Annotated in this window: 16 protein-coding genes and 1 pseudogene; 5 read left to right on the forward strand and 12 right to left on the reverse strand. The window is 67.9% G+C overall.

What is annotated here, in order from left to right:
- Window positions 1–8: 8 nt before the first annotated feature.
- Window positions 9–380, reverse strand: a complete 372-nt coding sequence (locus tag HNP02_RS04870; protein WP_309241418.1) for a hypothetical protein — start codon at window positions 378–380, stop codon at window positions 9–11.
- 4 nt (window positions 381–384) lie between these two features.
- Window positions 385–1,296, reverse strand: coding sequence for an alpha/beta fold hydrolase (locus HNP02_RS04875; RefSeq protein ID WP_184436520.1), 912 nt, complete (start codon window positions 1,294–1,296; stop codon window positions 385–387).
- Window positions 1,297–1,463: 167 nt separating this feature from the next.
- Between HNP02_RS04875 and HNP02_RS04880 the strand changes: the two genes are divergently transcribed.
- Window positions 1,464–2,117, forward strand: coding sequence for a response regulator transcription factor (locus HNP02_RS04880; protein ID WP_184435658.1), 654 nt, complete (start codon window positions 1,464–1,466; stop codon window positions 2,115–2,117).
- On the opposite strand, the gene HNP02_RS04885 is transcribed toward HNP02_RS04880, so the two are convergent.
- Window positions 2,114–2,485 (reverse strand): response regulator transcription factor, encoded by a 372-nt coding sequence (locus tag HNP02_RS04885; RefSeq protein WP_184436522.1) that lies wholly within the window; start codon window positions 2,483–2,485, stop codon window positions 2,114–2,116. The two genes, HNP02_RS04880 and HNP02_RS04885, sit on opposite strands and share 4 nt — an antisense overlap.
- Window positions 2,486–2,593: 108 nt before the next feature.
- On the opposite strand from HNP02_RS04885, the gene HNP02_RS04890 reads away from it, so the two are divergent.
- Window positions 2,594–4,135, forward strand: coding sequence for an ATP-binding protein (locus tag HNP02_RS04890; protein ID WP_184435660.1), 1,542 nt, complete (start codon window positions 2,594–2,596; stop codon window positions 4,133–4,135).
- Window positions 4,136–4,216: 81 nt separating this feature from the next.
- Window positions 4,217–5,014: a triphosphoribosyl-dephospho-CoA synthase gene (locus HNP02_RS04895; RefSeq protein WP_184435662.1), complete on the forward strand. Its 798-nt coding sequence runs from the start codon at window positions 4,217–4,219 to the stop codon at window positions 5,012–5,014.
- Here the strand turns inward: HNP02_RS04895 and HNP02_RS04900 are convergent.
- From HNP02_RS04900 to HNP02_RS04920, 5 genes and pseudogenes are all read right to left on the reverse strand, one after another.
- Entirely contained in the window at window positions 5,011–6,474 is a 1,464-nt protein-coding gene (locus HNP02_RS04900; protein WP_184435664.1) for an amidase, read from the reverse strand. The two genes, HNP02_RS04895 and HNP02_RS04900, sit on opposite strands and share 4 nt — an antisense overlap.
- A gap of 58 nt (window positions 6,475–6,532) precedes the next feature.
- Entirely contained in the window at window positions 6,533–7,000 is a 468-nt protein-coding gene (locus HNP02_RS04905; RefSeq protein WP_184435666.1) for a nuclear transport factor 2 family protein, read from the reverse strand.
- 3 nt (window positions 7,001–7,003) lie between these two features.
- Entirely contained in the window at window positions 7,004–7,924 is a 921-nt protein-coding gene (locus HNP02_RS04910) for a pyridoxamine 5'-phosphate oxidase family protein (protein WP_184435668.1), read from the reverse strand.
- A gap of 78 nt (window positions 7,925–8,002) precedes the next feature.
- Window positions 8,003–9,037, reverse strand: a complete 1,035-nt coding sequence (locus HNP02_RS04915) for a TerC family protein (RefSeq protein WP_184435670.1) — start codon at window positions 9,035–9,037, stop codon at window positions 8,003–8,005.
- A 198-nt stretch (window positions 9,038–9,235) separates the two neighbouring features.
- Window positions 9,236–9,439: pseudogene (locus HNP02_RS04920) on the reverse strand (SHOCT domain-containing protein); the annotation flags it as partial.
- Between the two features lie 111 nt (window positions 9,440–9,550).
- On the opposite strand from HNP02_RS04920, the gene HNP02_RS04925 reads away from it, so the two are divergent.
- Together HNP02_RS04925 and HNP02_RS04930 are read left to right on the forward strand one after the other, a co-directional pair.
- Entirely contained in the window at window positions 9,551–9,964 is a 414-nt protein-coding gene (locus tag HNP02_RS04925; protein WP_184435672.1) for a VOC family protein, read from the forward strand.
- Entirely contained in the window at window positions 9,964–10,227 is a 264-nt protein-coding gene (locus tag HNP02_RS04930; protein WP_184435675.1) for an EF-Tu/IF-2/RF-3 family GTPase, read from the forward strand. The genes HNP02_RS04925 and HNP02_RS04930 overlap by 1 nt, the downstream gene beginning before the upstream one ends.
- Window positions 10,228–10,303: 76 nt before the next feature.
- Here HNP02_RS04930 and yaaA read toward each other — a convergent pair whose 3' ends face one another.
- The 4 genes from yaaA to HNP02_RS04950 form a co-directional block, all read right to left on the reverse strand.
- Complete coding sequence (gene yaaA, locus HNP02_RS04935) at window positions 10,304–11,050, reverse strand: peroxide stress protein YaaA (protein WP_184435676.1); 747 nt, start codon at window positions 11,048–11,050, stop codon at window positions 10,304–10,306.
- A gap of 26 nt (window positions 11,051–11,076) precedes the next feature.
- Window positions 11,077–12,225 (reverse strand): alkaline phosphatase family protein, encoded by a 1,149-nt coding sequence (locus tag HNP02_RS04940; RefSeq protein WP_184435678.1) that lies wholly within the window; start codon window positions 12,223–12,225, stop codon window positions 11,077–11,079.
- On the reverse strand, window positions 12,222–12,815 hold the full coding sequence (locus HNP02_RS04945) for a class I SAM-dependent methyltransferase (RefSeq protein WP_184435680.1): 594 nt from the start codon (window positions 12,813–12,815) through the stop codon (window positions 12,222–12,224). The genes HNP02_RS04940 and HNP02_RS04945 overlap by 4 nt, the downstream gene beginning before the upstream one ends.
- Before the next feature lie 100 nt (window positions 12,816–12,915).
- Window positions 12,916–13,365, reverse strand: coding sequence for a ubiquinol-cytochrome c reductase iron-sulfur subunit (locus HNP02_RS04950; protein WP_184435682.1), 450 nt, complete (start codon window positions 13,363–13,365; stop codon window positions 12,916–12,918).
- Window positions 13,366–13,444 lie beyond the last annotated feature (79 nt).

A 13,444-nucleotide genomic window follows, 5' to 3' on the forward strand; every position in this document is an offset into this window, starting at 1 on the left:
AAAGCCCGTCAAGCCCGCCCTGCGCCGACGGCCGCGAAGTAACCGGCGAAGCCGAACGCACAGATCACCCCGCACAGCAGCAGCGTGCCGACGGCGAACGGCCAGGCGGGGCTGCGCCGCACCAGTTGGATGATCGTCACCACTAGTCCGACGAGCCCGACGACGACCGCGACGATCAGCGAGATTCCGACGGCGGTGACCGCCCCGTCGGCGCTGCAGGTCTCGGGCGGGCAGTAGTCGAGGAACGCCAGCAGGAAGAACCCCATCACGGCCGCGGATCCGCCGAGTAGCAGCGTCAGCACCAGGGAGATGATGGAGATCGTCATGTCGGCGGTCGAGATCGGCCGCTTGGCTGGCGCGGGCGGCCATGGCACCGTCACGTCGTCACCTCGCGTCGAGTTCGTTCCACAGATCCATCATGTTGCCGAGGATCTCCTCGGCGCGGCCGAGGCCGGCCAGATGGCTCTCGCCGGGCAGGTGGTACAGCGCGGCGTCGGGCAGCCGGGAGACGACGTGTTGGCCGTGCTCGAACGGCACGATGTGGTCCTTGTCGCCGTGCCACCAGTGCACCGGCACCTTGACCTCGTCGAGCCGGAAACCCCAGTCCCTCGCGAAGACGATGACGTCGGCGAACGGGGCGGACAATTGTTTGCGGCTGCCGTTGAGTAGGTCATCGAGGAACATCGCGCTGAACTCGGGCCGCACCAGCAGCTGCCGGTCGGCCTCGGGAGAAAGCCTGGCGTACAGCTGCAGCGCGGCTGGGGCCACTGGCCGCAGCAGTTGGATCACCCCGGCCGCCGCCAGCCGCAGGGGGAGGCCTGCGAACGAGATCACCGGGGCCACCGTCGAAGCGAGCGCCATCACACCGCCGCCGATCGCGTCGGGTCCGACCGAAGGGGCGACGCCACCGAGCACGCCGGCAAGGACGATGCGATCGGGCATCGCCGCGGCACAGGCCAGCGTGTAGGGCCCGCCACCGGAGAGCCCGATGACGGCCATCTGGTCGATGCCGAGAACGTCGGCGATCGTGCGCAGATCGTCGGCGAAGGCCAGCACGTTGGGGTACTGGAACGGTGTGGACGAGCCGATGCCAGGCCGGTCGACGCCGATCAGCCGGATGTGGTTCTGCTCCGCGTAGACACGTGCTTCGGTGGGAATCTGCCTGCGAGCGCCAGGGGTTCCGTGCAGCCAGAACACGGCACGGCCCTGCGGATCGCCGAACTCGGCGAACCCAAGTTGCCGATCGTCCCCGACGGCAACGTTGCCTTCCAGCTTGGGGCGGGCGATGGGGATCATGCCCGAAAGTGTCGCACGCGGCGTTTGCCGGCCCGATCGGCTTGGCACGACCACACTTCCCGTCGCTTCGCTCGCCACGACGACTTCGGCAACCTCGCCGCCGCCGTGTGGCGAGACCGCAGCAGTCTTGCCGCCGGTCCTGGGCACCAGATGCAAGAATCATCGGGATGAATGCCGTGCGTGTGGTCGTCGCCGATGACGATGTCCTGCTCCGGGAGGGGCTGGCCAGCCTGCTGGGACGATCGGGTTTCGACGTCGTCGGCCAGGCCGGCGACGCCACCGAGCTACTCGACGCCGTGCGAGAGCTTCAACCCGAGCTGGCCGTGGTCGACATCCGGATGCCACCGACGCACGGCACCGAGGGACTCGACGCGGCCAAGGCGATCAGGCGGGAGTGGCCGGAGATCGCCATCCTGGTGCTGTCGGCTCACGTGGACGTCGACCACGCGATGGAACTGCTTGCAGGTGGCCGTTCGATCGGTTACCTGTTGAAGAGCCGAGTCACCGACGTCGCGGACTTCGTCGACACCGTGGGCCGGATCGCCAACGGCGCGTCCGTCGTCGACCCCGCACTGGTGGCCGAACTCGTCTCGGCGCGCAGGCGGGACGATCCGCTCGCCGTGCTCAGTACGCGCGAGCGGGAAGTGTTGACGTTGATGGCGGAGGGCCTGTCGAATGCCGGTATCGGACGGCGCATCTGGGTCACCGAGGGCACCGTCGAGAAGCACGTGCGGAGCATCCTGACGAAACTGAACCTGCCAGAGACGGGCGACGATCACCGCCGCGTGCGTGCGGTGATCATGTACCTCGACTCGCTCTAGAGGTCGCGTCCGACCTTCTCTGCGAGCAAGTCCAGGATGGCTCCAGGGGATAGGGCGAACTTGGGCAGGAAGCCAAGCGCGGGACTCGCGGCGATCATGTCGGCGAAGTCCTGCTCCGAGTGCGTCGAGATGAGGATGACCGACGGCGCAGGCGAATCCGCGGCCTGCAGCGCCACGGCCAGATCGAAGCCACTCTCGGCGCCGAGGTCGACGTCCACCAGAGTGACGTCGGGCCGCAGCTCCCGGTAGAGGGTCAGCGCGTCCACGCTGTTCGAGGCCGCCCCGACGACGCAGAACCCCGCGCGCTCGAGCATGTTGCTCGCCGCGTCGCGAAAGTTTGCGCTGTCATCGACGATCAGACAACGCACGGTAAGCGTCCAGAGCACCACATTGAACGAGTTTGGCAGACCGACCGCACGCTGGCATTACCGCTAGCAGGAAACCAGGCGACCGCGGACCCACTACCATCCGGTGCGATGAGTGAGTCCCCCCGAACCGTCGCCGACCAGGGGCTGCTGCCGCTGCGGAGCCGGCTTCTGGCGCTGGTGTTGCGGCCGACCGCCCGGCCGCTGGGCTGGGGCATCGTCGTCGCGGTGGCCTTCATCGCTGGCGAGACCGTCCTGGTGTTGCTGCTCAAGAAGATCGCGCCCGAGAACGCATTCGGTGCCATCTTCCTGCTCGGTGTGCTGGTCGTCTCCGCAGGCTGGAGCTTCGGGCTGGCGATTTCGACGTCGGTGGTCAGCGCGCTGGTCTACCTGTACTTCCACCTCGAGGGTGGCGACAGCCTGGCGCCTGCGCTGTCCGTGTTCCTGCCCTTGGCGTTGCTGGCCAACGTGCTGGCCGGTCAGGCCCGATTGCGCGCCGCCGAATCCGAGCAGCGCCGCCGCGAGGCCGACGCGCTGGCCACACAACAGGCCGCGCTGCGCCGGGTGGCAACGCTCGTCGCGCGGGGAGCCGACCCGACCGACGTCTATCCTGTCGCGGTCACCGAACTGGCACGCGGTCTCGACGTCGATCACGTCACCTTGCTCGAGTTCGAGTCGGATGAACACTGCACCGTGCTGGCCGCCCACGATTCCCCGGAACGAAAGAAATTCCAAGCGGGAGAACGACTTCCACTCGACGGCGACAGCGTTGCGATCCGGATTCGCCGAACCGGGGTTGCCGCACGGATCGACGACCACGCGGCCGTCGAGGGGACCATCGCATCGCGCATTCGAGCGCTCGGGTTGCGCTCGGGAGTCGGGGCGCCCGTCACCGTCGGGACGACCACCAGAGGCGCACTGATCATCGGCTCGGTGCGCACCGAGCCGATACCGGACGGAACCGAAGCGCGGATATGCGATTTCGCCGATCTGGTGGGCACTGCGATCGCCAACGCCGAAACCCGCGCCGAATTGAAGGCGTCAAGGGCCCGCGTCGTCGCCGCGGCCGATCAGGCCCGCCGGGAGATCGAACGCAACCTGCACGACGGCGCGCAGCAACGCATCGTGTCGCTCGGCCTTGGTTTGCGGGCACTCGAGGCGTCGGTCCCCGAGGAGCAGCACACCGTCCGGCGACAACTCGACAACCTGGTCAACGGCATGGCCGATCTGTATACCGAGCTGCAGGAACTGTCCCGCGGCATCCACCCGGCGATCCTGTCCAAGGGCGGGCTGGGACCGGCGATCAAGACCCTCGCCCGGCGTTCGGTGGTTCCTGTGCGATTGGACGTCGACGTCGACCGGCGGCTACCCGAATCCACGGAAGCGGCCGCCTATTACGTGATCGCCGAGGCGCTGACCAACACCGCCAAACATGCCGAGGCATCCGAGGTCACCGTTCGGGCCGGATTCGACGGCGATGACCTCAAGCTGGAGGTCGCCGACGACGGAATCGGCGGCGCCGCCCCAGGTGGGGGTACGGGCCTGATCGGTCTCAAGGACAGGGTCGAGGCGGTATCGGGCTCCCTCGACGTCACCAGCCCTGCCAGTGGCGGGACCTTGGTCGTCGCGCGAATTCCGGTCCACCCCGAATAGACCGTCTACCGGGTAGCCGGTAGTGCGAGGTCTCGCCAGCGGCAATGACACGGGGCGGCCCGGAAGGCAACGTCTAGGTCCATGACCACCGCTCCGCCGAACGCATTCCGGCGACCGAGCGCGGCGACGCACATCGCCGATGCGGCCGTCTGCGCGCTTGGCATCCACGCCCGGCTCACCCCCAATCCCGGCCGGATGGACGGCAGGGGCACCAGCGTGGCGCTGCTCGTCGCGTCCGCCGAAGCCTTGCGAGAACCGTTGTGGCAGTGCGCCGAAGCCGCGCGGTCGCTACCGCTCGGACCCGAACTCCGCGCCAAGCTCGGCGAGATCGGGCGGGAAGGCGAACGCCGAGTGCGTGAGATCACCGGCGGCGTCAACACCCACCGCGGCGCGCTCTGGACGCTGGGCCTGCTGTCCGCAGGCGCCGCCGTCACCGCAGGCGCCGATTCCGCCGCGAGTTTCGCGGCACTGGTGGCCCGCATCCCCGACCCGTTGTCTCCGCCCCGGCCGCAGCACGATGTGCGGGGGCCGGTCGGCGAGGCGAGAGGCGGCTTCCCGCACGTCATCCGGATCGGGTTGCCCGCATTGAGGGCGAGTAGGCGCCGCTACGACACACCCGACACCTCAGCACTCAACGCACTGATCGCGATCATGGCCAAACTGGACGACACGTGCGTCGCCAGGCGCGGCGGGCCGGCCGCTCAGCGTCTGGTGCACCGTCGTGCCAGGGACATCCTGCGGGCAGGCGGGTGCGGCACCGCCGAGGGCAGGCACAGACTGGAGTCGCTGTGCGAGGAAGCCGAAGCACTGGGGCTGTCGATGGGCGGCGGCGGCGACCTGCTCACCGCGACGCTGTTCCTCGATCTACTCGGCGCCTAGGTGCCGACCCAGTGCGGCGGCACCCTGTCGATCCACGGTGTGGCCACCTCGAGCTGACGGGCGAGTTGCAGCAGGATCGTCTCGTCGGGCGCCATCAACTGAACCCCGATCGGCAGCCCCGTCGAACTGACGCCCAACGGCAACGAGATCGCTGCCCAGCCGGTGACATTCGCGAGCGTGGTCCAGCCGGTCGTGGCGAATTCCACGTCGAAGAACTTGCGGGTGGTGCCGCGCGGCTGATCCAGCAGCGCGTAGGGCGGTGGCGGTGTGAGCAGGGTCGGCACCAGGAGCACGTCGTGGCCCGCCATCCCCGCGGCGAACCGCCGGGTCTGGGCGTGCGCCGCACCGATCGCTGCGGCATACGCAAGGCCGGTGGTCTTGAAGCCCTCGCGGATCATCACCCAGGTGCTCGGCTCGAACTCGTCCTCGCGGGGCTCGCGGCCGAGGTGCTCGGTGGCGAAGGCGTGTAGTTCGGCGTTGCTGACGGTGTGCAGGACGGCGATCGCATCGGCAACCTCATCGGGATCGATGTTCGGTGCGCCTGCGTCGACGTGATGCCCGAGTCCGGCCAGTACCCCCGAGACGGCTTCGACGGCGGCGCTGACCTCGCCGTCAGTGGGCGTGCCCGGGAACGGCGAACCGGTCGCCATCAGAATGCGCTGCGCCACAGGCGCTTCGGTGATGGCGTCTAGGTACGGGCGTTGGGGGAGCGGCGCCGTGTAGGGGTCACCTTGTGCGGATCCGGTGACGGCGTCGAGGAGCGCGGCACTGTCGCGAACGGTGCGCGTCAGGGCGTGCCCGTTGACGAGTCCTTCCATCCCTTGACCCGCGCCGGGCGCGAAGGAGGAGCGACCGCGCCGTGGCTTGAGACCGACCAGCCCACAGCACGATGCGGGCACGCGGATCGAACCGGTGCCGTCGCCGCCCGACGCGGCGGGTACGACGCCTGCCGCCACCGCCGCTGCCGAACCGCCGCTCGAGCCACCTGGCGTGATCACCGGTGACCACGGGTTCACCGTCGGCCCGAACAGCGAGGGTTCGGTCGTGCAGTGATTACCCCACTCAGGGGTGTTGGTCTTGCCGAACACCACGAGCCCCGCGCTCAGATACCGATCGACGATCCAGGCCGTTTCGGACGCCACATGGGTACGCAATGCGCGTGATCCCATCGCCTCCGGCGTCCCCGCGAGCGACGCACCGAGATCCTTGAGCAGGAACGGCACCCCCGCCAGCGGTCCTGCGCCACCGCCGCGCAGAGCCCCGGACTCGTCGAGGGCGGTGGCCTGCGCCCGACCGCGGTCGAACAGGTCGGTGATGACGGCGTTGAGTGCGCGCCCGGCCTCGAGGCGGACGATCGCCGCGTCGAGGAGTTCCACGGCCGTGACGTCACCGCTCGCGGCGAGCGCGCCCTGTCCGATCGCATCGAGCCTCGAGAGTTCGACCGCTGAGTTCTGATCCATCGACACGGATCTTCCGGGCTGTCGGGGACTCAGGCAACTCGGGCCCGCCTGCCTGCGGTCACTGCAGCTGGATGTCGTGTCCCTGGCCGCGCTCGTCGTCCGGCCTCGGGCCGAAGTAGCGCCGGTCGGCCTCGGTGATGAACGTGTCGTTGATGCTCGCCTCACGACGGCGCATCAGGCCGTTCTCGTCGAACTCCCACAACTCGTTGCCGTAGCTGCGATACCACTGGCCGGCAGCGTCGTGCCACTCGTACTGAAACCGCACCGCCATGCGGTTCTCGCGAAATCCCCACAGGCTCTTGCGCAGAACGTAGTCGAGCTCTCGCTTCCACTTCGCGGTGAGGAACTCGACGATCTCAGCGCGCCCCGCGATGAACTGGTCGCGATTGCGCCAGACCGAGTCCTCGGTATACGCAAGGCTGACCCGGTGCGGATCCCTGGTGTTCCAGGCGTCCTCAGCCGCCTGACACTTGATGATCGCGCTGTCCATGTCGAACGGGGGGAACGGCGGACGAGGTTGGTTCATGAATCACGTCTCCGGCGTAGTGAGGGGCGGGTTGTCACGATAGGCCTCGACGTCGGTTGAATGCACCGGCACCGCCCGCGCGACGATTCGGTTCGGCGTGAACCGGACCCGGCGGCCGGTTCCCCCGTCGTCGCCGGGAATCGAGTGGTCTGTCCACGCAACCACCGCCCGCCCGGTTAGATGCAGCGCGGTGCCAGTGATGAAGTCGACGAAAAGTAGTGCCGCCTCGGCGTTCTCGGCGAGATTACCGAGGCTGTTGAACATGTTGTTGCCCGGATAGTCCGGCCACCACAACGTGCCGTCGTCCTCGACGCGGACGAATCCGGGAGTCCCACCGCGGTGCGAGGCGTCACTGCCGTGGGTCGGATGCATGGTGCCGAGAAAGAAGGTGTCCGCGCTGCGGATCAACGCGATGTCGGCTCCGTCCAGCGTCGTGCCCACCCGCGCCGGACTGTCGTCGAGCGATGTGGTGGGCACCGTCTGTCGACTCTGGATGTATTCCGGGCAGTTGCCGTACGCCTGTTCTACCTCGACGGTCAGCACATCACCGTCCCGCGCAAGAAGGGTGCCGTTGATCCGGGCCCGTCGGCGCTTCGCGAACTCCATCACGACCAGTCCGACCGGTTGACCCGGCGCCACGTCATGCAGTGGGTCAGCCCGCGGGAACCAGTGGTGGACGCGCAGCGTCGTCGGTCCGACCGCCTCGAGGAATCTCGGGTCGCCGATCAATGGGGATACCCACGGGATGCCGTCGCGGTCGCGGGCGCTCAACGCGGCGAACGTGCGACCGGCCAGGAACTGCGCCAGCCCGCCGCTCAGTTGACCCGCCCCGACCATCCCTGCCAACCGCGCCGCCTGGCCGGTGACACCGGCCAGGCGCTGCACGGCGAGTTCACCTGAGTGGTAGCCCAACGAAGCGACCATGACGCGCACCTCCATCAATGGATGACGTGCACGTTCAACACATTGAGTCGCGGGCTTCATTCCGAGGGCGCTCGGCCGTCAGTTCGATTCGGACCGCTCTTCCGGCGGCACGGCGACAGTGTCCGATTCAAGAGCGTCCGGGGCACCCTTCTTGTCGTGCACCCGAGTCTTGTACAGGCTGGCCACGGTGGTGATGAGCAGCGTCACGATGATGACCCCAAGGCTGAGCAGGGTGGGAATCTCGGGCACGTGCACGGGCTCGCCACCGTTGATGAACGGCACCTCGTTCTCGTGCAGCGCGTGCAGCACCAGCTTCACGCCGATGAACAACAGGATGAAGGCCAGCCCCTGCGAGAGGTAGACCAGACGCTTGAGCATGTCGCCAAGCAGGAAGTACAGCTGCCGCAGGCCCATCAACGCGAACACGTTCGCGGTGAACACCAGGTAGGGCTCCTGGGTCAGGCCGTAGATCGCGGGGATGGAATCCAGCGCGAAGAGCAGGTCGGTGGTGCCGAGCGCGACGATGACGAGGAACATCGGCGTCATCAGGCGCTTGCCGTCGGCCTTGATCCACAGCTTGAGGCCGTCCCACTTGTCGGTGAGGCTCAAGTGATTGCGGGCGAACTTGACGACGAAGTTGTCGGCGTCGTCGTCGTGTTCGGTGTCGCGGGCCAGTGTGATCGCGGTGTAGACCAGGAACGCGCCGAAGATGTAGAAGACCCAGGAGAACTGGTCGATCGCCACGGCGCCGAGCGCGATGAAGATGCCGCGGAAGATCAGCGCAAGGATGATGCCGACCAGCAGCGCCTGTTGTTGGAACTTCTTGGGCACGCTGAAGCTGCCCATGATGATCAGGAAGATGAACAGGTTGTCGACGGACAGGCTGTATTCGGTGAGCCAGCCTGCGAAGAACTCCACCCCGAATTGCGGGCCGTGGAAGAGGTACACCCAGATCCCGAACGCGACCGCGAGGCCGATGTAGATCGATAGCGCGGTTATGAGCTCGCGCTTGGATGGTTCGTGTGGTCGACGCCCGATCACGACGACGTCGAACAGCAGAACGGCAATCGTCACCCCGAGGGTGATGATCCATTCGATCTGGGTTACCTGCATGTAAAGAGCCTCCGGACGTAGAGATACGGCCGAGGTCTCTGCCGCCGCAGGATGCGGCCCACGGAACCGGCTGCCCAATCATGGACAACGTGATGACGACTCCGCGACGAAGGAATACTCCCCTCGCTCAATAGTGTGTCAGACGGGCAGGCAGTGGCGAAACCCCGGCCCGCCGACGGCCTAATCGGACGGCTTGCGCTTTGCAGGGGGACGGTTGGCCGCGTTGGTCAGCGCCAGCGCGATCAACACGTCGATGGCCGTGATGAACAGACCGATCCAGTACATCCACTTCAGCGTCGGATCAGGTTGGGCGGCAAAGTAAACGACGAGGAAGATCGGCCCGACGATGCCGCAGAGCAAGACGAAGGCCTGCACGCGGAGGTAACGCCAGAATGTCGACAAGGTCGGATCTCCCGTCTCAGCGCCGTGCAGTGAGGTAAAGAATATTGTGACCAGCCTCGCAGCACCCAGTGTCCGAGGCTGCGGCCGCCGCAACCCAACCCCGACCCTGAGGTGACGATGAACCTGGATCTGTTGAGCCCCGCCGTCGAGATCGGGCTGGTGACCACGAACCTGGAGGCGATGGTCGAGTTCTACGAGGGCTTCCTCGGGCTCGAGCCGCAGGGTGAGATCGCGTTCGCCGATGGCTCGCAGCGGCGGTACGTACTTGGTGGCAGCGTGGTCAAACTCGTCACGTACGACACGCCGCCTGCTCAGCCTGCCGCTCCCGGCGGCGGCCGGGCGCAGGCCGGGCTGCGGTACTTCACGATCGGGATCAAGAACCTGCGGGACGCGGCCGCGAAGATCGAGGCCGCGGGTTACGAGATCGTCGAGCGGCCCACCGAGTTCGCTCCCGTTCCCGGAATGGGCTGGATGTTCATCGCCGATCCCGATGGCAACTCGATCGAGCTGTTCGGCACGTTGTGATGTTCCGCATGACGATCGAGGACGTGTTCACCATCCGCGGCCGGGGCACGGTCGTGACGGGTCGCGTGGAATCAGGGCAGCTACGGGTCGGTGACGAGGTGCGGGTGAACGACACCATGGCGGTCTCGGTCGACGGCATCGAGTCGTTTCGCAAGACGCTGACGGAGGCGGGCCCCGGCGACAACATCGGAGTGTTGTTCAAGTCCTTGAAGCGCGATCAGCTCAACCGTGGTGACGTGTTGACCGCGCCGTTCCTCGTTTGATCCCCGCGAGCGCGCGTGTCTGCGGGGCGACACGCCGTAAATTGCCAGCAGTTTGCGCGCGTTCGCGACCCGAACTCTAGGCAGACAGGACAACTGTCAGCTCGTTGCCGTGGCGTTCCACCCGCAGCCCGGCCCGGCGCGCGATGGCCGCCACCCCTGCGGCGTCGGTGGGTTCTGACCGCGAACTGACCAGCGCCCGCGCCAGCTTGCCCTTGTGGGCCTTGTTGAAGTGACTGACCACCGTCCGGTGTCCGTCGGGGTGCTCGGATACGACGTCGACGTCCACGGCGCCGGGCACCCGTCCCAGCGCGGCGTACGAACCGGAACGCAGATCGACGATCATCTCCTCGTCGGCCAACCCGGCCAGCACCGGTTCGAGCACCGGCCGCCAACGAGCGGCCAGCGTCGGCCGACCAGGCAGCTTGGAGGTCGCAGAGAACCGGTAGGCGGGCACTTCGTCGTCCGCGCGCAGCAACCCGAACAGAGCCGACCCGACGGCCAGCCGTGCGCGTGCGCGGGAAGCCGTTGCGCCACGCAGGGATTCGACGTCGAGCGCGTCGTACAGCACGCCGGTGTAGCGATGGATCGCGGGCATCGTCGGTGCGCTGCGAATCGCGGCGTTGCGGTCGATCTCGCCGTCCAGCGACGCAGAGATGCCGAGCGCCTTCCTACTGGCCGGGCGGTCGGCGGACAGCGCGACCAATTCGTCGACGAGCTCCGCGCGCAGCGGTCCGAGTTCGGGGGAACCCAGCGCATCGAGGCGCAGCGGCGATCCGTCGCCTCCGGCGCGCTTGGTCTCCGACGGTGGCAGAAGCACGATCACGGACGTGAGGCTAATCGAGCGCTGTCTCAGCCGTACGCGAGCAGCAGCGGCACGCGCTGTTCGGCGGTGGTGAGCGACCCGTGGTGCCCGATGAGTGACGACTCCAGCGGCTCCACCGTCCTGCGCACCATCGAGGCCGACCCGCGGGCGGCGGCGACCACGTCGCCGATGCGGGGCCGAACGTCGTCGCTGACCCGCGGACCGAACCATCCGGCCGCGATCGCCTCGTCGCGGGACACCACCCAGGCCCGGTCTGCCAGCGTCGCGCGCCACGCGGCGAGCACGTCGTGGTCGGCCCCGTCCTCGACGTAGACGTGGCGTGCCCGGGCCTCCCCGCCGATCGCCTGCACGCCTTCCAGCAGCAGCGGGTCGGCGTCGATGTCGACCGCGTCCGACGGTCCCGTCGTCACCATGCCGTGGTCGGCCACCACCGCGAGCAGGCCGCCGGGTGGCAGCCCCTCGACCACCGACTGGACCAGCCGGTCGACCTGCCGCAACTGCATGCGCCATGCCTCCGAACCCGGACCGTACAGGTGTCCGACCAGGTCGAGGTCCGCGTGGTAGCCGTAGCAGAACCCGCCGTCGGCGACGGCCGTGCGCACACACGCGGCCAGATCACCGATCGCGTGCACCCCGACGTAACGACCGCCGCGCAGCACGGCGCGGGTCAGCCCGGAGTCGGTGAACTTCGCGCCGGAGACCACGCTCACCGCGACCCCCGACGACGCAGCCCGCTCGAACGTCGTGGGCATGGGCTGCACCCGTTCGGGCTCGACGGTGTCGCGAAGGTCGTCGCCCCATGGGTGCGGGCGCCAGCTCAGGGCGTTGATGACTCCGGGACCGGGAAGTCGGAATGTGTACCCGACCATGCCGTGCTCGCCGGATCGGTGGCCGGTGCCGACGGCGGCCAGTCCCGCTGCGGTGGTGGACGGGAACCCGACGCTCAACGTCTGACCGCGCAGCCCGGCCAGCACGGGCGCGTCCTCGGTGTGCGCGTCGAGTAATTCCGCACCCAAGCCGTCGATCAAGAGAACACAGGCGCCGGCGATGTTGGCGGGCAGGCTGATTCGGCTCTCGAATCCTGCCGCCCCCATCGCGGTGAGCACCGCGGGCACCACGTCGCTGAGGTGGGGAAGTGTCGGATCGGGCGTCGGGAGGGTCGTCGGGAGGGTCATGGTCCCGGCGTCCGATGGACCGAAACGGCGTAGTCGCCTCCGGTGAACGGATCGCGGCTCCACGTGGCCCAGCGGGCCACGGGCTGCAGGCCGGCTCGCTCGGCGAGCTCATCATAGTGGCTGAGCGACAAGCGATTCGGGCGGATCGAGAACCCGGACACCAGGAGTCCGCCCGGTGCCACCCGCTCGCCGACGGCACCCATCACGTCACCCTCGGTTCCCGGTCGAACGAAGATCAGCACATTGCCTGCCAGCAAGGCCACGTCGAACTCCGCGTCGACGGTCTTCGCGAGGTCGGTGAGATCGGCTTCCACCCAAGTGAGTTCGGGCCGCTTCGTGCGGGCCGCCGACAACATGTCGGGGTCGACGTCCACGCCGACGACGGAGAATCCGCGCTGCGCCAACTCGATCGTCACCCGGCCGGTGCCACATCCGGCGTCGAGGACGCGCGTGCCACCCGATTCCCGGAGCAGGGTTTCGACGAGGTCCGCCTCGCCGTGCACGTTCTGCCCGGTGGCTGCGAGTGAGCGCCAGCGCGCGTCGTAGTCGTCACCGCGCGGTGCGTCGGCGTCCTGCCAGCGTGTCGTCATCGCCGCCGATTCTCCCACCCGGCCACCCCCGCGACCAACGCGTTTTCGGCGCGTTTGCGGTCGCTCGGCGTCTGCAACCGCGCCGCAGTCGCTGGGAAGGTTAGCCCGCGACGATGGAATCGCCCTGCACGGAAACGGCTTTCGCTTGCAGCGGCTCCTTTGCCGGGCCCTGGACGACGGCGCCTTCGAGGCTGAACTTGCTGCCGTGGCACGGGCAGTCGATGGTGCCGTTCTCGATCTTCGACACGTCGCACCCCTTGTGCGGACACACGGTGGAGAATCCCTTGAACACCCCGGCGGTCGGCTGCGTCACCACGGTGCCGTCCACGATCACACCTGAGCCGACCGGGACGTCGGCGGTCTTCGTCAACACCGCAGCGGGTGTCGGCGCTCCCGGCGCTCCCGACGTTTCGGCCGGCGCCGAGGTGGCGGCCGTGGCCTCCGGTTTCTTGCCGTAGGTGCTGCAGGCGGCGAGTGCGGTCGCGGCAAGGCCGAGACCCGCTCCGGCGATGACGTTTCGGCGGGGCTGTTTGATCTCGTCGAGATTCATGGCTGCTCTTTCTTGGGGCTGGGCCGTACCAGGGCTGGGGCTGTAGTGCGATTGTGGACCACCTACCTGATGATCGGCT

Source organism: Mycobacterium sp. AZCC_0083, assembly GCF_014202335.1.
Classification (GTDB): Bacteria; Actinomycetota; Actinomycetes; order Mycobacteriales; family Mycobacteriaceae; genus Mycobacterium.

What these genes read in the sequence shown, in the direction of transcription:
- HNP02_RS04875 (WP_184436520.1), bottom strand. Translation starts at nt 1,296, where the DNA reads ATGATCCCCATCGCCCGCCCCAAGCTGGAAGGCAACGTTGCCGTCGGG.
- HNP02_RS04880 (WP_184435658.1), top strand. Translation starts at nt 1,464, where the DNA reads ATGAATGCCGTGCGTGTGGTCGTCGCCGATGACGATGTCCTGCTCCGG.
- HNP02_RS04890 (WP_184435660.1), top strand. Translation starts at nt 2,594, where the DNA reads ATGAGTGAGTCCCCCCGAACCGTCGCCGACCAGGGGCTGCTGCCGCTG.
- HNP02_RS04895 (WP_184435662.1), top strand. Translation starts at nt 4,217, where the DNA reads ATGACCACCGCTCCGCCGAACGCATTCCGGCGACCGAGCGCGGCGACG.
- HNP02_RS04900 (WP_184435664.1), bottom strand. Translation starts at nt 6,474, where the DNA reads ATGGATCAGAACTCAGCGGTCGAACTCTCGAGGCTCGATGCGATCGGA.
- HNP02_RS04905 (WP_184435666.1), bottom strand. Translation starts at nt 7,000, where the DNA reads ATGAACCAACCTCGTCCGCCGTTCCCCCCGTTCGACATGGACAGCGCG.
- HNP02_RS04910 (WP_184435668.1), bottom strand. Translation starts at nt 7,924, where the DNA reads ATGGTCGCTTCGTTGGGCTACCACTCAGGTGAACTCGCCGTGCAGCGC.
- HNP02_RS04915 (WP_184435670.1), bottom strand. Translation starts at nt 9,037, where the DNA reads ATGCAGGTAACCCAGATCGAATGGATCATCACCCTCGGGGTGACGATT.
- HNP02_RS04930 (WP_184435675.1), top strand. Translation starts at nt 9,964, where the DNA reads ATGTTCCGCATGACGATCGAGGACGTGTTCACCATCCGCGGCCGGGGC.
- HNP02_RS04940 (WP_184435678.1), bottom strand. Translation starts at nt 12,225, where the DNA reads ATGACCCTCCCGACGACCCTCCCGACGCCCGATCCGACACTTCCCCAC.
- HNP02_RS04945 (WP_184435680.1), bottom strand. Translation starts at nt 12,815, where the DNA reads ATGACGACACGCTGGCAGGACGCCGACGCACCGCGCGGTGACGACTAC.
- HNP02_RS04950 (WP_184435682.1), bottom strand. Translation starts at nt 13,365, where the DNA reads ATGAATCTCGACGAGATCAAACAGCCCCGCCGAAACGTCATCGCCGGA.